The sequence below is a fragment of the Rhizobium sp. CCGE 510 genome, from assembly GCF_000292525.1.
Classification (GTDB): Bacteria; Pseudomonadota; Alphaproteobacteria; order Rhizobiales; family Rhizobiaceae; genus Rhizobium.
Genome location: NZ_AEYF01000040.1, coordinates 113,706 through 129,886 on the forward strand (window position 1 = coordinate 113,706; position 16,181 = coordinate 129,886).

The 16,181-nt window shown below is 61.8% G+C and carries 16 protein-coding genes; 7 read left to right on the plus strand and 9 right to left on the minus strand.

Annotated features, from left to right (window positions below):
• Positions 1 to 128 precede the first annotated feature (128 nt).
• Both RCCGE510_RS18680 and RCCGE510_RS18685 read left to right on the plus strand, forming a co-directional pair.
• Positions 129 to 1,238, plus strand: a complete 1,110-nt coding sequence (locus RCCGE510_RS18680) for a sulfite oxidase (RefSeq protein WP_007632489.1) — start codon at positions 129 to 131, stop codon at positions 1,236 to 1,238.
• A 274-nt stretch (positions 1,239 to 1,512) separates the two neighbouring features.
• On the plus strand, positions 1,513 to 2,154 hold the full coding sequence (locus RCCGE510_RS18685; RefSeq protein WP_007632491.1) for a LysE family translocator: 642 nt from the start codon (positions 1,513 to 1,515) through the stop codon (positions 2,152 to 2,154).
• Between the two features lies 1 nt (position 2,155).
• Here the strand turns inward: RCCGE510_RS18685 and RCCGE510_RS18690 are convergent, their stop codons facing one another.
• Positions 2,156 to 2,587 (minus strand): hypothetical protein, encoded by a 432-nt coding sequence (locus tag RCCGE510_RS18690; RefSeq protein ID WP_007632493.1) that lies wholly within the window; start codon positions 2,585 to 2,587, stop codon positions 2,156 to 2,158.
• A gap of 210 nt (positions 2,588 to 2,797) precedes the next feature.
• Here RCCGE510_RS18690 and RCCGE510_RS18695 point away from each other — a divergent pair, with 210 nt between their 5' ends.
• The 4 genes from RCCGE510_RS18695 to ppa all read left to right on the plus strand — a co-directional run bounded on the left by RCCGE510_RS18695 (position 2,798) and on the right by ppa (position 8,291).
• Positions 2,798 to 4,885, plus strand: a complete 2,088-nt coding sequence (locus RCCGE510_RS18695) for a M3 family metallopeptidase (RefSeq protein ID WP_007632495.1) — start codon at positions 2,798 to 2,800, stop codon at positions 4,883 to 4,885.
• A gap of 157 nt (positions 4,886 to 5,042) precedes the next feature.
• On the plus strand, positions 5,043 to 6,863 hold the full coding sequence (gene typA, locus RCCGE510_RS18700; protein WP_007632497.1) for a translational GTPase TypA: 1,821 nt from the start codon (positions 5,043 to 5,045) through the stop codon (positions 6,861 to 6,863).
• A 237-nt stretch (positions 6,864 to 7,100) separates the two neighbouring features.
• Entirely contained in the window at positions 7,101 to 7,607 is a 507-nt protein-coding gene (locus tag RCCGE510_RS18705) for a GNAT family N-acetyltransferase (RefSeq protein WP_007632498.1), read from the plus strand.
• Between the two features lie 147 nt (positions 7,608 to 7,754).
• Complete coding sequence (gene ppa / locus RCCGE510_RS18710; protein WP_007632500.1) at positions 7,755 to 8,291, plus strand: inorganic diphosphatase; 537 nt, start codon at positions 7,755 to 7,757, stop codon at positions 8,289 to 8,291.
• A gap of 4 nt (positions 8,292 to 8,295) precedes the next feature.
• Here the strand turns inward: ppa and RCCGE510_RS18715 are convergent, their stop codons facing one another.
• Both RCCGE510_RS18715 and RCCGE510_RS18720 read right to left on the minus strand, forming a co-directional pair.
• Entirely contained in the window at positions 8,296 to 8,607 is a 312-nt protein-coding gene (locus tag RCCGE510_RS18715) for a DUF167 domain-containing protein (protein WP_007632502.1), read from the minus strand.
• Positions 8,604 to 8,924: a YggT family protein gene (locus RCCGE510_RS18720; RefSeq protein ID WP_052029490.1), complete on the minus strand. Its 321-nt coding sequence runs from the start codon at positions 8,922 to 8,924 to the stop codon at positions 8,604 to 8,606. Before RCCGE510_RS18720 ends, RCCGE510_RS18715 begins: the two co-directional genes overlap by 4 nt.
• Positions 8,925 to 9,033: 109 nt before the next feature.
• Between RCCGE510_RS18720 and RCCGE510_RS18725 the strand changes: the two genes are divergently transcribed.
• Positions 9,034 to 10,281, plus strand: coding sequence for an MFS transporter (locus RCCGE510_RS18725; protein WP_007632504.1), 1,248 nt, complete (start codon positions 9,034 to 9,036; stop codon positions 10,279 to 10,281).
• Here the strand turns inward: RCCGE510_RS18725 and RCCGE510_RS18730 are convergent.
• The 6 genes from RCCGE510_RS18730 to hemC all read right to left on the minus strand — a co-directional run bounded on the left by RCCGE510_RS18730 (position 10,278) and on the right by hemC (position 16,164).
• On the minus strand, positions 10,278 to 11,054 hold the full coding sequence (locus RCCGE510_RS18730; RefSeq protein ID WP_240539669.1) for a glutamine amidotransferase: 777 nt from the start codon (positions 11,052 to 11,054) through the stop codon (positions 10,278 to 10,280). The two genes, RCCGE510_RS18725 and RCCGE510_RS18730, sit on opposite strands and share 4 nt — an antisense overlap.
• The gene (locus RCCGE510_RS18735; protein ID WP_007632506.1) at positions 11,032 to 11,517 is read right to left on the minus strand and encodes a TerB family tellurite resistance protein; all 486 of its coding nucleotides are present in this window, start codon (positions 11,515 to 11,517) and stop codon (positions 11,032 to 11,034) included. Before RCCGE510_RS18735 ends, RCCGE510_RS18730 begins: the two co-directional genes overlap by 23 nt.
• A 17-nt stretch (positions 11,518 to 11,534) precedes the next feature.
• Positions 11,535 to 13,145 carry a heme biosynthesis protein HemY gene (locus RCCGE510_RS18740; protein WP_007632507.1) on the minus strand — a complete coding sequence of 537 codons (1,611 nt, stop codon included), beginning with the start codon at positions 13,143 to 13,145 and terminating at the stop codon, positions 11,535 to 11,537.
• 4 nt (positions 13,146 to 13,149) lie between these two features.
• The gene (locus tag RCCGE510_RS18745; protein WP_192815321.1) at positions 13,150 to 14,451 is read right to left on the minus strand and encodes a COG4223 family protein; all 1,302 of its coding nucleotides are present in this window, start codon (positions 14,449 to 14,451) and stop codon (positions 13,150 to 13,152) included.
• A gap of 68 nt (positions 14,452 to 14,519) precedes the next feature.
• Positions 14,520 to 15,227, minus strand: a complete 708-nt coding sequence (locus tag RCCGE510_RS18750) for a uroporphyrinogen-III synthase (protein WP_007632511.1) — start codon at positions 15,225 to 15,227, stop codon at positions 14,520 to 14,522.
• Between the two features lie 7 nt (positions 15,228 to 15,234).
• On the minus strand, positions 15,235 to 16,164 hold the full coding sequence (gene hemC / locus RCCGE510_RS18755) for a hydroxymethylbilane synthase (RefSeq protein WP_007632513.1): 930 nt from the start codon (positions 16,162 to 16,164) through the stop codon (positions 15,235 to 15,237).
• Between the last annotated feature and the right edge of the window lie 17 nt (positions 16,165 to 16,181).

Sequence of the window (16,181 nt, forward strand, 5' to 3'; positions counted from 1 at the left end):
GGTTTTGTATCATGATGTTTGGCCCGAAGGCGGAATGCGACAGACGCACTGCGAGGGGCGGTGTGATCGTACCGGAATTCGCGCGACCGAGAGCCGACGTTGTGCTGTTGAAAGGGGAGACGAGGACGATGCCGACACCACAGCAACCCAGTCCAATAGTTCGACAGAAATCCCCACCGAACATCGAGTTTCCGTTTGCGTCGCTCTCCGATTGGCTGATCCCAACCGAGCAGTTCTTCGTGCGAAACCATTTCCCGTCGCCGGACCTCGATGCGCGAGACTGGAGATTGCGCGTTGGCGGGGCGGTGGAGCGGCCGATCGAACTAGACCTCGACAGCATCAAGGCGATGCGGAGCACGACTTTCACCGCCGTCGTCGAGTGTGCAGGGAACGGGCGCGTCTACTATGAGCCGCCGAAGGAGGGGTTGCAGTGGCAGAACGGAGCCGTCGGCAATGCCGCGTGGACAGGTGTTCTTCTGCGCGAGATTTTGGAAATGGCGGGCGTTAAGCAAACCGCATGTGAGGTTCTGCTCGCAGGCGCCGACAGCGGCGTCGTCGACACAAACAAGAAAACGGCTTCTCCCGGCCCCATCGCGTTTGCGCGCAGTTTACCGCTTGAGAAGGCCATCGCTGACAGCACGATCCTTGCCTATTCGATGAACGAGGAGCCGTTGACGCGGGATCATGGCTACCCGCTACGCGCGGTCGTGGGTGGCTGGTTCGGCATGGCTTGGGTCAAGTGGATCACGCATATCACGGTTGTGGAGCAACCGTTCCTTGGCTACTGGCAGGCGCGCGACTATTTCCGTTGGGAGCGCAGCCTCGGGGAACCCAGGCTGGTCCCCCTTGCGGAGATGGAGGTCAAAGCGCAGATCGCGCGTCCCGTACAGGGGGCGCATCTCATCGCCGGCCAACCGTACCGGATTTTCGGAGCCGCCTGGAGCGGAGAGGCTGCTATCCGGCAGGTGCAGGTCTGCACCGGAGATGGCAGGGGCTGGCGCGAGGGAAGGCTCCTCGAAACAGACCGTCCCTTTGCATGGCGCTTGTGGGAGTATGTGTGGACCCCCGAAGAAGTGGGGCGATATATACTGCGATGTCGCGCGATCGATGGGGCGGGGTGCGTGCAGCCCGACCTCCAGCGTTCCGACTGCGAGAGCTACGCGGCCAATTGGATCGTTCCGGTGGAGGTTACGGTTGTTCCCGAGCCACAGAGGTACGAGGAGGAATTCGTGATCTAATCACCCGCATGGGGAGGAATGGCGGCTGTTGGCGCAACTGCGACCCGCGTTGTCACTGCGTCATGTCCGCTTGCAGCAACAGCGACGGGGGGCTCGATGACCATTATGGGGCGCAGAGCAGCCTTATTTTTCGACAACGAATAATGTCCGCGCCGGGCCGAAAGCCGCCCCCAGTGGCGTTTCTACCTGATTCCGCCTTTCATCGCCGTTCGACCTCCCTTGACGGACGGCCGTCATTGCTTAGTCTGCCGCAATCATCCTCCGGAGTATCCCCATGACGCAGTCCCTCGTCGTCGGCGCCTTTCTGGCGGCGCTCTTTTATGTGCTCATTCCGGGACCCGCCTTCCTGCAACTGCTCGGCATCGGCGCCGGGCAGGGCCGCAAAGCGGGCGCCTTCTTCATGATGGGGCATCTGGTCGGGGATATCATATGGTCGTCGCTGGCGCTGATCGCGATCGTCGGGGCAAAGACGATCGGAACCTTCGTCTTCGACCTGCTCGGCCTTGCCTGCGGCTTCTATCTCGCCTGGATCGGCTGGAGCGCCGTCAATGCCAAGCCGAAAGCCGAGGGGCAGGCGCTGGTGGTGGTCGAGCGGCCGTTTCGCCGCGGTCTGATCTTCGGCGTCACCAATCCGAAGGGTTATCCGGTGGCGCTAGCCACCTTCACCGCACTGGTTGCGGGCTCGGCCGGAGCGCTTGATTTCGAGGCGTTGCCGCTGCTTGTCGGTGTGTCGTTCGTCGGTTTCGTGACGGCCGACATCATCCTGATTGGCGTCATCGGCGCGGGCGCGGTCCGCCGTTTCTATCGGGCGCATGAACGGTTGATCGTGCGTTGTTCGGGCGTACTGTTCATGGGCTTTGCCGCCCAGGCATTATGGCATGCAACACCCGGCCTTATCGGCTGGCGCAAGGCCTGATTCAACTATCCAGGAAATTGACGATCGATTTCAGCGTCTGGACCTCGTCCGGTTCGCCGATCGACATGGCGACCTGCAACTGATTTTTGTAATAATCGAGGAAATTGAAGTTGGTGCCGTCGGTGACGCTGGAGAGATCGATGACGTTGCCGAGCGGATCGATCGCATGCATCGGCAGCGGCTCGGAGATCGCCGCGTAGGTATTCTGATCGATCAGCCCGCTGTCGAAACTCTGGCGCGCGTAATTGCGCAGTTCTCCTGGGCTGACCGCGGTGAAATCCGGCCCTTCGTCACTATTGTCGTCGATCTTAAACGAGGCCGGGGCGGGAGCTCTGGTCTCAATTTCAATATCAGAGGTCTTCGAACTTTTTGCGTTATTTGGATTATTTTTAAAAAGCAAACTCTGAGAAGACCGCACAGAAAAAATTTCCATGGCGCATGTCCCCGTGCACGGCGAAACATGGGAAAACTAGCGCTTGCGCGTGATTCGCGTCAATCGTTAACGATTGGTTAATTTTCGCGCGTCAACTTTTGTCCACCAGATTTTGCAGGCGAGGCAAAAGGTCCTTCCCGGCAACATACCAATTCTGCGCCGGCTCTCCTATATTGACGAACCCCGTGCATGCCAAAAAGGAATTCTCCGATGCCTTCTCCACATGATTTCAATCCGGCGCTGGTGACTTGGGACGGCCTTCACGGCCTGCCGCGTTTCGATGCCGTTGAAGACGGTGATTTCGCCGCCGCCTTCGACGCGGCGCTTGCCGCCCATGAGGGGGAGATCGACGAGATCGCCGGCAATGGCGAGGCGCCGACATTCGACAATACGGTCGTGGCGCTGGAGATCGCCGGCGACGCGCTGTCGCGCGTTTCGGCGCTGTTCTGGAACAAGGCGGGCGCTCATACCAATGATGTGATCCAGGCGTTGGAGCGGGAGATCTCACCGAAGATGTCGCGCCACTATTCGAAGATCGGCATGAACGCAGCGCTTTTCGCGCGCATCGACACGCTCTGGGAAACGCGCGACAGCCTTGGCCTGACGCTCGAACAGACACGCGTGCTGGAACGCCACTGGAAAGGTTTCGTCAAATCGGGCGCCAAGCTTGAAAAGGCAGAGCAGGAGGAGCTTGCGGCGATCAATGAGAAGCTTGCCGGCCTCGGGACGCAATTCGGCCAGAACGTGCTCGCCGACGAGAAGGCCTGGGCACTCGCGCTTTCTTCCGGAGCGGAACTCGACGGGCTGCCGGAATTCCTGCGCGACGCGATGGCCGCGGCAGCGCGCGAACGCGGTGAAGCGGGCAAATATGCGGTGACGCTGTCACGCTCGATTATCGAACCGTTCCTGACCTTCTCGGAACGCCGCGATCTGCGCGAGCAGGCTTTCAAGGCTTGGGTGGCACGCGGCGAAAATGACGGCGAGACGGACAATCGCGCCGTCATCAAGGAAACGCTGGCGCTGCGCCATCAGGTGGCAACGCTGCTTGGTTACGGCAATTTCGCCGAGTTGAAGCTCGACAACACGATGGCAAAAACGGCGGATGCGGTGAACGACCTGCTCAAGGCCGTCTGGGCGCGGGCGGTAAAACGCGCCGGCGAGGAGGAGGCCGATATATCAGCGCTGATTGCCGAGGAAGGGCGAAACCACGAGGTGATGCCCTGGGACTGGCGCCACTACGCCGAAAAGATCCGGGCGCGAAAGTTCGATTTCTCCGAGGCCGAGCTCAAACCCTATCTGCAGCTCGAGAAGATCATCGAGGCCTGCTTCGAGGTGGCCGGCCGGCTGTTCGGTATCCACGCCGTCGAGAAGAAGGACGTGCCCGCCTATCACCCGGATGTCAGGGTGTTTGAAATCAGGGATCGCGAAGACCGGCTGGTCGCCCTTTTCCTCGGCGATTATTTTGCCCGCGGTTCGAAACGATCAGGCGCCTGGATGAGCTCGTTGCAATCGCAGCACAGACTGGAGCTGAAGAACGGCCGCCACGGCGAGCTGCCGATCATCTACAACGTCTGCAATTTCGCCAAGCCGGCCGAGGGCAAGCCGGCACTGCTGTCGCTCGACGATGCGCGCACGCTGTTCCACGAATTCGGCCACGCGCTGCACGGCATGCTTTCAAACGTCACCTACCCTTCCGTCGCCGGCACCGGCGTTTCGCGCGATTTCGTTGAACTGCCGTCGCAGCTCTACGAGCACTGGCTGACGGTGCCCGATATCCTGAAGCGCTACGCCGTGCATATCGAAACCGGCGAGCCGATGCCGCAGGATCTGCTCGACAAGGTGCTTGCCGCCCGGACCTTCAACGCTGGCTTCAACACCGTCGAGTTCACCTCGTCGGCGCTGGTCGATATGGCGTTTCACACGCGTGAGGCGGTTGCCGATCCGATGGCGGTGCAGGCGGAGGTGCTGGCCGAGATCGGCATGCCGAAATCGATCGTCATGCGCCATGCGACCCCGCACTTCCAGCATATCTTCTCCGGCGGTTATTCGGCCGGCTATTACTCCTATATGTGGTCGGAGGTGCTTGATGCCGACGCGTTTGCCGCCTTCGAGGAGACGGGAGATGCCTTCAACGGCGAGATGGCGCGCAAGCTCAAGGAGAATATCTATTCCGTCGGCGGTTCGGTCGATCCAGAGGACGCCTACAAGGCCTTCCGCGGCAAGCTGCCGAGCCCGCATGCGATGCTGGTCAAAAAGGGGCTTTCGACCTTCGAGGAATTGACAGGCAGCGACGCCTAAGACAATTTGATGACACGCCATGATGCGGCAGGGCGACAGCCATGCCGCAGCTTTTGCGCGTTCCCCTCTTTCGCAAACGCAAAAAAAACTGTATGGACGCCCCAAACCAATAGGCGCGTCCTCAAGAGCGTGCGCCGCAGCCTCAGAGATTTTACATATGGCACTTCGCAATATCGCGATCATCGCGCACGTTGACCATGGCAAGACGACCCTGGTGGATGAGCTTCTCAAGCAGTCCGGCTCGTTCCGCGAAAATCAGCGTGTCGCTGAACGCGTGATGGATTCGAACGATCTCGAAAAAGAACGCGGCATCACCATTCTCGCCAAGGCGACCTCGGTCGAGTGGAAGGGTGTCCGCATCAACATCGTCGACACCCCCGGCCACGCCGACTTTGGCGGTGAAGTCGAGCGCATTCTGTCGATGGTGGACGGCGCGATCGTTCTCGTCGATGCGTCCGAAGGCCCGATGCCGCAGACCAAGTTCGTCGTCGGCAAGGCGCTGAAGGTCGGCCTTCGCCCGATCGTCGCGATCAACAAGATCGACCGTCCGGACGGCCGCCACGAAGAAGTCATCAACGAAGTCTTCGACCTTTTCGCCAATCTCGACGCGACCGACGAGCAGCTCGACTTCCCGATCCTCTACGGTTCGGGCCGCGACGGCTGGATGAACGTCAATCCGGAAGGCCCGAAGGACCAGGGTCTCGCACCTCTGCTCGACCTGGTGCTCGCGCATGTCCCGGAGCCGACCGTTCACGAAGGCCCGTTCACGATGATCGGCACGATCCTCGAAGCCAACCCCTTCCTCGGCCGCATCATCACCGGCCGCATCAATTCCGGTTCCATCAAGCCGAACCAGGCGGTGAAGGTTCTTCACGCCGACGGCAAGACGATCGAAACCGGCCGGATTTCCAAGATCCTCGCCTTCCGTGGCATCGAGCGCACGGCCATCGACGAAGCGCATCAAGGCGATATCGTCGCGATCGCCGGCCTTTCCAAGGGCACGGTCGCCGACACCTTCTGCGATCCCTCGGTCACCGAGCCGCTGCAGGCGCAGCCGATCGATCCGCCGACCGTCACCATGTCGTTCATCGTCAACGATAGCCCGCTGGCGGGCACCGAAGGCGACAAGGTTACCTCCCGCGTCATCCGCGACCGTCTGCTCAAGGAAGCCGAAGGCAACGTCGCCCTGAAGATCGAAGAGGCCGAAGGCAAGGATTCGTTCTACGTATCCGGCCGCGGCGAACTTCAGCTCGCCGTTCTCATCGAAACCATGCGTCGCGAAGGCTTCGAGCTTGCCGTGTCGCGTCCGCGCGTCGTGATGCACAAGGATGAAAACGGCCAGCTTCTGGAGCCGATCGAAGAGGTCGTCGTCGACGTCGACGAAGAACATTCCGGTGTCGTCGTGCAGAAGATGTCCGAGCGCAAGGCCGAAATGGTCGAGCTGCGTCCGTCGGGTGGCAACCGTCTTCGCCTGCGTTTCTACGCGCCGACCCGTGGCCTGATCGGCTACCAGTCGGAACTGCTGACGGATACGCGCGGCACGGCGATCATGAACCGCCTGTTCCACGACTACCAGCCCTACAAGGGTGTGATCGGTGGCCGCGTCAACGGCGTGCTGCTCGCCAACGCTCCCGGCGAAGCCGTCGCCTATGCGATGTTCAACCTGGAAGATCGCGGCCCGATGATCATCGAGCCGGGCGAAAAGGTCTATGCCGGCATGATCATTGGCATCCACACGCGCGACAACGACCTTGAAGTGAATGTCCTGAAGGGCAAGCAGCTCACCAACATCCGCGCCGCCGGCAAGGACGAAGCCGTCAAGCTGACGCCGCCGATCCGCATGACGCTTGATCGTGCTCTTTCCTGGATCCAGGAAGACGAACTGATGGAAGTGACACCGAAGAATATTCGTCTGCGCAAGATGTATCTCGACGCAAACGATCGCAAGCGCTTCGAAAAGTCCAAAGCGGCTCTGTGAGAAGTCGCATGTCGCGGATAACGACATGCATCAACAAAGAGCTTTAAAAACAACGTTTGAGACCCCGGCCTTGGTGCCGGGGTTTTTTATTGTGCGCTGCGCTGATTCCGACTTGTGACAATCGTTAAAAAAGCGTTAAATTTTATCTGTCGTCCACATATCAAGTCTGTGGGCAATCGATCACGATGCGCTGGCCGCATATGGTTAATTGCCTTTGGCGGGACCAGAGTGAACGTTATGAAGACGTTGTCGATCGATGTTCGGCGGGCCGAACCCAACGATGCCCGAGCCATATCGGAAACCCATAGACTCGCCTGGCAGCATACTTACGCAGGCATTATTCCGCATCGCGCACTGACGCAGATGATCGAGCGGCGCGGTGAAAACTGGTGGCGCAAGGCAACGCGCGGTCCGGCGACGTTGCTGGTTCTCGATGTCGCCGGAACCGTTGCCGGCTACGCGACGCTCGGCCTCAACCGCGCCCGGGCGCTGCCGCAGGAAGGCGAGATTTACGAACTTTACCTTCGGCCGGAATATCAGGGCATCGGCCTCGGCCGGATGCTGTTCGGTGAGGCGCGCCGACTGTTGAAGTCGCTCGGCTGCAAGGGGCTGGTCGTCTGGTGCCTCGAGGAAAACGAGACCGCCGGCCGTTTCTACCGTCATCACGGCGGGGTCGATTTCTGCGAAGGCATGGAAAGTTTCGACCACAGGCAGTTGAAGAAGATCGGCTTCATCTGGAACTGACCGGGCTGGTTGCGACGGCCTGTTTTCCCATTCGAAAGTTTGAGTATTTTGCGCCGGTGCTGTCACGCATTGGTGATCTCAAATGTTGCGTTGCCACATGAAACTGATTATCTGGCTGCGAGCAATTTAACCTCGCGGGAGTTTCCTATGCGCATCGACGCCATTTCAATCGGTAATAATCCACCTGAGGACGTCAACGTTATCGTCGAGGTTCCGGTCGGTGGCCATCCCATCAAGTATGAGATGGACAAGGAAGCCGGCACGCTGGTCGTCGATCGTTTCCTCTATACGCCGATGACCTACCCGGGCAATTATGGTTTCGTGCCGCACACGCTGTCGGAAGACGGCGACCCGATCGACGTGCTGATCGCCAGCACCCGCCCGCTGGTTCCGGGCTGCGTCATCAACGTGCGCCCGATCGGCGTCCTGAAGATGGAAGACAATTCCGGCAAGGACGAGAAGATCATCGCCGTGCCGTCGCCGAAGCTGACGCTGCGCTATGAAAAGGTGAAGAACCACACCGATCTTCCCGAGATCACGCTGAAGCAGATCGAGCATTTCTTCGAACACTACAAAGATCTGGAGCCCGGCAAGTGGGTGAAGATCTATGGCTGGGGCGATTCCAAGGAAGCCGGCGAACTCATCCTTGAAGCCGTCGAGCGCGCCAAGAAGAACAAGGGCTGATAATTCAGCCTAAAAGCGTTTCGAGCTTTTTTGCCAAATCCTCCGGGTCGCCCTCGATCCGGAGGATTTTTTTACGCGCGGTCTGGCCGGCGACGAGGCTGATGCTGGATTTGGGAATGCGCAGGGCGTCGGCGACCAGAAGGATCAGGGCCTTGTTGGCCTTGCCTTTCTCCGGCGCTGATGTGACGCGTGCCTTGAGAAGCGCTCCACCTTCGCCGTCGGCCTCGATGCCGTCGATCGCGTCACGCCCGCCATTCGGTGTGAGCCGGACGGCGAGGCGCAGATGATCGTGGAAAAGACTCCAGGGACGGCTCAAGCGACCAGCGGGTAAACCGTGGTCCAAAGCAAGGTGCGCAGGAAGAAGATGATCAGCAGCAGGATGATCGGCGAAATGTCGATGCCGCCAAGGTTCGGCAAAAAGCGGCGGATCGGCTTCAGCACCGGTTCGGTGACATTATAGAGGAATGTGCCGACCGAATTGACGAACTGATTGCTGGAATTGATGACGTTGAAGGCATAGAGCCAGGAAAAAATGGCACTGCCAATCAGGATCCAAGTGTAAATATTCAAAGCCAAATCAATGGTTTGAAACAGCGCAAACATCGTCGTCTCCAATTCGTTGTTGACAGACATGTAGACATTGGCGACTAAACGAGCAAGTGCCGTGTGGAAACACGCGGTGAATCATGTTTAACGGGCGGCCTTGCCGCACTTCCGGCGCCCGTCCCCTCGGAAAACACCCATGTCGTTTTCGCCCACCGGAGACCGTTTTGCCGCGTTCCGGCATTCGTCCTATACGCGGTTCTTCCTAGCGCGCTTCCTGCTTTCCTTCTCGCAGCAGATCGTCAGCGTTGCCGTGGGATGGCAGATGTACGACCAGACCGGCAGCGCGATCTATCTCGGTTTGATCGGCCTTGTGCAGTTCCTGCCGTCGCTGCTGCTCATGCTCGTCACCGGCTCGGTGGCCGATCGGTACAATCGCCGAGCGATCGCCGCCCTCTGCTCGCTGGTGAGCGCGCTCTGCACGCTGGCGCTGCTGGTCATGACGGCGATGGGGACCTTCACGCCGCTGCCGGTTTTCGCGGTGCTTTTGATCTTCGGCATCGAACGCGCCTTCATGTCGCCGGCGGTGCAATCGCTGGCTCCCAATCTCGTGCCAGAGCAGGATCTCTCCAACGCGATCGCCTGGAATTCGTCGTCCTGGCAGCTCGCGGCAATCACCGGGCCGGTGCTCGGCGGTCTGCTCTACGGCGTCAGCGCACCGACCGCCTATACGGTGGCGGTGATCTTTTCCGTGCTCGGCGCGGCTCTTCTCTACATGATCCCAAAACCGGTGCAGAAGACGACGGGCGAGACCAAGAGCTGGGCGATGATCCTTGGCGGCTTCAGTTTCATCCGCGCCGAAAAGGTGGTGCTCGGGGCGATCTCGCTCGATCTCTTCGCCGTGCTGCTCGGCGGCGCAACCGCACTGATGCCGATCTTCGCACGTGATATATTGACGCTCGGCCCCTGGGGCCTCGGACTGCTGCGCTCGGCGCCGGGACTTGGCGCCATCGTCATGGCGATCCTCCTCGCCGCCTATCCGCTCAAACATCGCGCCGGCATCTACATGTTCATCGGCGTCGCCCTGTTCGGTCTAGGAACGATCATCTTCGGGATCTCGACCAATACCGAAGTCTCGATCGCGGCGCTGGCGCTGATGGGGGCGGCTGACATGGTGTCGGTCTATGTCCGCGAGAGCCTGATTGCGCTCTGGACGCCGGATCAGCTGCGCGGCCGCGTCAATGCGGTCAACATGGTCTTCGTCGGTGCTTCGAACGAACTCGGGGAATTCCGGGCCGGCACGATGGCATCGATCTTCGGCGCTGTGCCGGCGGTCGTTATCGGCGGGATCGGAACTTTGGCGGTGGCGGCGATCTGGGCGTCGAGTTTCCCGAAATTGCGGCGGATCGATACGCTCGACGCGCCCACTGCATCGTCGGAATCTTAAGAAACGGACGATGCGCGAAGCGCGATAGAAGACGTCGCCTTTGCCGTCTTGCCTTCGAAGACGATATCGAGGAATTCGCTCAGCCAGGCTTTCAGCGGCGCGTCGAACAGCATGCGGCCTTCGAGATGTTCGCGGCCCTGCTGGGCGTTCGGCAGGATGAAGCGGTGCGCGCCGTGCACCACCCAGCGGTGCATCATCACTCGGGTCAATTCGGCATGGAACTGCAGTCCCCAGGCGTTACCGTCGTAGCGGAAGGCCTGGTTCGGATATGCATCGCCTTCGGCCAGAAGGTGGGCGCCGTGCGGCAGCTCGAAGCCCTCGCGGTGGAAATGATAGACCATCTTCGGCCAGTGCATCAGCAGGCGGCCCTTCTCGGTCGGGCGGAGAGGGTACCAGCCGATCTCCGTCGAGCCGTCGGCATTCGTCTGCACCTTGCCGCCGAGATGGTGCACCAGCATCTGGGCGCCAAGGCAGATACCGAGGTAAGGGCGTTTTTCCCGCAGCGGCACGTCGATCCAGCCGATTTCCTTCTTGACGAAGTCATCGGGATCATTGGCGCTCATCGGCCCGCCGAAGACCACAGCGCCGGCATGGTCTTCGAGCGTTACCGGAAGCGGCTCGCCGAGAACCGGGCGACGGATATCGAGGCGGTAGCCTTTTTCGACAAGCAATTGGCCGACACGGCCGGGGCTCGACCGCTCCTGATGCAGGACGATGAGGATCGGGCGCCGGTCGCGGTCGGAGTTTTGCTCAGTCGGTATCATCTTGCGCAACCCGGACATCTGTGACCCTGGCGGCGGCCTCCTGCCGCTTCTGGATGCGCTCGCGCGAGGAGACGCCGAGCAGATCGGCGATACGCCAGATTACATGGTCTTCCATTTCGCTGCGTTCGCCATCGGCATAGACGATGTCCCAGAGAATGCCGATCAGTTCCAGCCGTTGCTCGGTATTGAGATGGCGTTTCAAGTCGGCGGTGAAGCGATAATAGTCGACGGCGGTGCTTTCGGCCTCAAGGCCGGCGGCGATCAGCGCATCGAGCTGCTTGCCGTCGAGTGCATACTGCTCCTTCAGCAGCTTGCGCAGCCGCTTTTTCTCGCTGGCTTTGATCTGACCGTCTGCCTCCATGACCTGCATACAGAGCGCTGCCACTGTTATGCGTGGATCGTCAGGGGCAAAACCTTTCCTGGGGTGGTCGGCGGTAAGATTCTGGAAGAATGCCTGAAAGCGTTCGAACATGCGGTTTTCGTTCCATTTCAGAAAAGGCGGAGCCGGGTCTTGGGTTCCTGTTCCACCCTGGGATCGCGAACGCCGGGATCATCCGGCCGCCCGCCAAAGAAAGGTTTTGCCTCGCCCGGTGCGGGCGCTTTGTCGCTCGCGGCCGGTTCGGTGGGCTTCGGTTTTGCCGGTGCCGGCGTCGGGCGCACAGCTTCGGCAATCGTCGCGGCGCTTTCCAGCTCGATGATGCGATGGTCGTTGACCGGGCTTTCCGGCCTGACGTCGCGCAGCGGCGGCAAGGTCTTCAGGGCTGTTTCGATCGAGGCCGGCACTGAGCCGTCTTCGAGCGGACCCTCGATCTGGCCGAACGGCGCTTTCCATTCGAAGGCGTCGAGGCGGCCGGTCACCGGCGAGACCGGCAGCCATTTGTCGGACACGAAACCATCCGCCACCCAGGCCGGATCGCGCGGGGCTTTCAGCGCCTGGGCCAGCCAGTGGCGCACCCGGCCCTGGTCGCCGGTTTCGGCTTCTTCGATGTCGGCCAGCAGCAGGAAAGCGCTCTCACGCGGCTGCATGCGTGCTGCTGCTTCCGCCTTGGCGCGAGCCTTGGCGAATTCCTGCGCGTCGAGCGCAGCCTGGGCGACGACGAGAAGGGATTCGACATTGTTCGGGCGCAGCCCTTCCAGCCGTTCGGCGCGCTTCAACCGATCGAGGGTGGAATCACCACTGCGGGCCCTGACATAGGCTTGGCCGATCTCAGGATGCGGTGCCGATTTCCATGCCTGTTCGAGGATCGAGGCGGCCTTGCGCACACCGCCTTCGCGAAATAGCGCCTTGGCGCCAATCAGGGCTGCCGGTATGAAATCGGCGGCGAGTTTCAGCGCCTGCAGCGCGTCGTCGCGGGCACCGGTCGGATTGCTTTCCAACTTCTCGCCGGCGCGCGCTGCCAGCAGGACGGCGTGCAGACGGTTGGCTTCGGCCTTTTCGACGACGCGGGCGGCCTTCTGTTGTTCGAGCAGGCGGATGGCATCGTCCCAGCGGCCGGCCTGGCTACGATATTCAAGCGTCGCCTGAGCGGCCCAAGGCAGATAGGGCGCGGTGTCGGCAGCCTTTTCGGCATATTGGCGGGCGGCCTCATTGGCGCCGAGGCGGCGGGCCTCCAGATAAAGGCCGCGCAGGCCGAGCTCGCGCGTCTCGGGATCGTTGGCCATCGCCTCGAATTTGGCGCGCGCCTCATCATGGCGGCCTTCGATCAGCGCGGCTTGGGCTTCGAGCAGGTTGATCAGCGGCTCCTGATCGGCGCGGATGAGGCCGCGTGAGCGGGCGGCCATCTTGCGGGCGAGAGCCGCATTGCCGGCGCCGGCAGCGATCAGGCCGGTCGACAGCGCCTGATAGCCGCGGTCGCGCTTGCGGGCGCGGAAATAGCGCGTCACCGAATGCGGCGAGGTCCAGACCAGGCGGACGAACCACCAGCCGATCATCACGGCGGCTATCAGAGCGATGATCGCGCTGGCGGCGACGATCAGCTTGGTCTGGTAGAGCTGGCCCTCCCAGATCAGCGAGAGGTCACCCGGACGATCGGCGAGCCAGGAGAAGCCATAGGCGAGAAGCAGCACGAAGAGGGCGAAGGCGACAAGGCGGATCAGCATGGTCTCATCCCTCCTTGCCGGTGCCGGAAACCGCTTTCGACAGCGCCCCGCCCACCAGTTCCTCGACCCGGATACGCGCTTCGAGCGATTGCTTGAACGCGGCGGAAGCCTGCTTGCCCGGAGCCGGCAGATTATTCCATTCGGCGGAAGCGCCCGGCAGGTCGCCGCTCTTCACCTTGTCCTCCAGGCGGGCAGCGACGGCTTCGACGCTTTCGCCCTCGATATTGCCGACGGGACGGACTGACACCAGCGACTTGGCGCTCGACATCAACCGGTCCGACCAGCTTTCGTTCGGATCCGGCTGGTTGACGGCTTCGACAATCGCGGTGGCGACATCGGGAACCTGACGCACGAGTTCGGCGCGTGAGGGAATGCCGGTCTCGGCAAAGGCGCGCAGATCGGCAACAGTGGGATCATCGGGTGCGACACCGGCGAAGGTATCGAGTTCGGCCAGGAACGGCCCACCGCGATCGATCGCCGCCTTCAGAGCGGCCGCCGCAATCGCCCGCGCAACGGCGACATCCTCGCGTGGCGCGTTCAGTTTCTTCTCAGCCTCTTCGAGGCGCTTGGAGATATCGGCACCGCTCGTCGTCTGCTGCTCGGAAGACTGGGAAAGGGTGGTGCGCAACTGGTCGACCTGGCCGGTCAGTTCCGCAATCTTCTGGTTGAGTGCCTCGACATTTGCCGAATCGGCCGGTGCTGCGGCTGTCGGGGCCTTCGCAGCCGTTTCCAGCGCAGCGACGCGCTTTGCAAGCGCACCATCATCTACGCTCGCCGGATTGGCGGCAAGGTTGGCGACGGTCTGTTTCAGGCCGTCGATCTCGCCGGAAAGCTCGGCCGTCTGCGGCGAGGCCGTCTGTGGCGCGGACGAGCCGCCCGGGAGGTAACCGGCATATTGGATGGCGCCGGCGCCAAGCAGCGCCACGAGGCCGCCGACGATGCCGGCGGCAATGAGACCGGAGGTGGTGGCGCTCTTCGGCGCGGGCTGTTCGGCCGCGGGCGTGAAGGAAGCTTCCCGGGCTACCGGTTCCTCCGCGCGCGCATCCGTTCCGAGCTGGTCCTCGTGTTCGGCCTTTTCCTGCTCGACCCGTTCATCTTCGACCTGCGGCGCAGCGTCAGTTTCGGGTGTCACGCCGGCATCGGCGGGGCCGGTGACGGCATCGCCGACATCATTCTCGACCGGTTTTTCGGTATCGGCTGCAGAGGCGAAATCCTGTGCTGCGAGGTCGATCGTGACCGGCTCGTCGGCGCTCTTCGAATGGCGTGGCGGGTTTCCCGATACCATGAGGTCCTCTTTATCCTGCATTGCAACGAAACTAGACAGTGATGCCAGTTAAGGGAAGAGGTTAGATCAAATTTGGGCGGCTAAAGCCTTCAAAGCAGCGACAAAAGGCTTTTCTCATCCGTCATTGGCGAAATCATTACGCTTTTTTTCAGAGCGGTCGGGATGGCTTGCGCCACTGCCTCGCTGAGGCAGAGAAGGCGGATTTCGCTGTCGTCCGGCAGGGCTGATCGCAGTTCGGGGACGCCAAAGAAATCCTCGGCCGTCTGCCGGGAATAGAAGAGAATGACCTCCGGCCTCCGGCTTGAGAAAATCCCCTCGATCTCTGCCGGGCCGGGGACGACCGGCTGCATGCGATAACATTCGGCGACGGAAAAGCGGATGCCGCGCTGGCGCAATCCTGCTTCGAAAGTTTCGGCCCGCGGCATGCCGGCAAGATAGAGCAAGCGGCCGTCTCCCTGCGCCGCGACGAGGTCGGCGAGATCGCGGCCGTTGCCCTTGGATGAAGCGACCGACCGGAAGCCAAGCTTGCGCGCTTCTTCCGCCGTCGTCTCACCGACGGCGAAAAGCGGGCGAGCAAGATGTGGACGAAGCTGCTCACCGAGAGCGGAGATGACCCTGACAGCTTCGGCGCTGGTCACGGCGATTGCGCCGCTGGTTCTTGCCAGCGCAGTCGCGGCTGCGGCGCTGTCGTGCAGCGGCTGGCGCAGCGGCAGCAGCAGCGGCTCGTGGCCCATATCGCGCAGACGTTGTGCGGTTTTCTCGGCCGAATGCGCGGGGCGGGTGACGAGCACGCGCATGGCCGCGTCAGTGCCAGTCGTCGAAAAAGGCGCTGCCGGCCCTTGCGCGCACGTCCTGGCCGGCGCGGGTGCCGAGGGCTGCCGCATCGCGGCGGTGGCCGTCGGTCGTTACCGCATGCTGGCTGCGGCCGTCAGGCGTGATGATCAGGCCGGAAAAGCGGATCAGGTCGCCTTCGCAGACGGCATAACCGCCGATCGGCGTGCGGCAGGAGCCGTCGAGCGCGGCGAGGAAGGCGCGCTCGCAGGAGACCGTGTCGAAGGTTGCGGCATCGTTGACCGGCGCCAGCAGATCGTCGATCCTGGTATCACCGATGCGGCTTTCGATGCAGATCGCCCCCTGCGCCGGCGCCGGCGGGAAGGTGTCGGGATCGAGAATATCGGTGAGAACCTCGACCTTCCCAAGCCGTTTCAGGCCGGCAAGCGCCAGCAAGGTGGCATCGACCTGGCCCTCTTCGAGCTTGCGCAGGCGCGTTTCCACCAGGCCGCGGAAGGTCACCACATTGATATCCGGCCGCATGCGGCGGATCAGCGCCTGACGGCGCAGCGACGAGGAACCGACGGTGGCGCCATGCGGCAGGTCGATCAGCTTGCGCGCGGTGCGGCCGATGACGGCGTCGCGGATATCTTCGCGTGGCAGATAGGCGGAGAGATAAAGCCCCTCCGGCAGCTTCGTTGCAATATCCTTGGCGGAGTGCACGGCGAAATCGAGCTCGCCGGCAACAAGCTTCTGCTCAATTTCCTCGGTGAAGAGGCCCTTGCCGCCGATCTCGGCCAGCGAACGGTCGGTGATGCGGTCGCCCTTGGTCGTCAGCACGACGATCTCGAACATGTCCTCGGGCAGATGATGCGCCGCCATCAGCCTGTCGCGGGCCTCATGCGCTTGGGCAAGCGCCAGCGGGCTGCCCCGCGTGCCGATCCGGAAAGGTTTTGTTTGCATCCGCTCTATTCCGTTGT

Coding starts and splice junctions, on each gene's coding strand:
- RCCGE510_RS18680 (WP_007632489.1), top strand. CDS start 129: ATGCCGACACCACAGCAACCCAGTCCAATAGTTCGACAGAAATCCCCA.
- RCCGE510_RS18685 (WP_007632491.1), top strand. CDS start 1,513: ATGACGCAGTCCCTCGTCGTCGGCGCCTTTCTGGCGGCGCTCTTTTAT.
- RCCGE510_RS18690 (WP_007632493.1), bottom strand. CDS start 2,587: ATGGAAATTTTTTCTGTGCGGTCTTCTCAGAGTTTGCTTTTTAAAAAT.
- RCCGE510_RS18695 (WP_007632495.1), top strand. CDS start 2,798: ATGCCTTCTCCACATGATTTCAATCCGGCGCTGGTGACTTGGGACGGC.
- typA (WP_007632497.1), top strand. CDS start 5,043: ATGGCACTTCGCAATATCGCGATCATCGCGCACGTTGACCATGGCAAG.
- RCCGE510_RS18705 (WP_007632498.1), top strand. CDS start 7,101: ATGAAGACGTTGTCGATCGATGTTCGGCGGGCCGAACCCAACGATGCC.
- ppa (WP_007632500.1), top strand. CDS start 7,755: ATGCGCATCGACGCCATTTCAATCGGTAATAATCCACCTGAGGACGTC.
- RCCGE510_RS18720 (WP_052029490.1), bottom strand. CDS start 8,924: ATGTCTGTCAACAACGAATTGGAGACGACGATGTTTGCGCTGTTTCAA.
- RCCGE510_RS18725 (WP_007632504.1), top strand. CDS start 9,034: ATGTCGTTTTCGCCCACCGGAGACCGTTTTGCCGCGTTCCGGCATTCG.
- RCCGE510_RS18735 (WP_007632506.1), bottom strand. CDS start 11,517: ATGTTCGAACGCTTTCAGGCATTCTTCCAGAATCTTACCGCCGACCAC.
- RCCGE510_RS18740 (WP_007632507.1), bottom strand. CDS start 13,145: ATGCTGATCCGCCTTGTCGCCTTCGCCCTCTTCGTGCTGCTTCTCGCC.
- RCCGE510_RS18745 (WP_192815321.1), bottom strand. CDS start 14,451: ATGCAGGATAAAGAGGACCTCATGGTATCGGGAAACCCGCCACGCCAT.
- RCCGE510_RS18750 (WP_007632511.1), bottom strand. CDS start 15,227: ATGCGCGTGCTCGTCACCCGCCCCGCGCATTCGGCCGAGAAAACCGCA.
- hemC (WP_007632513.1), bottom strand. CDS start 16,164: ATGCAAACAAAACCTTTCCGGATCGGCACGCGGGGCAGCCCGCTGGCG.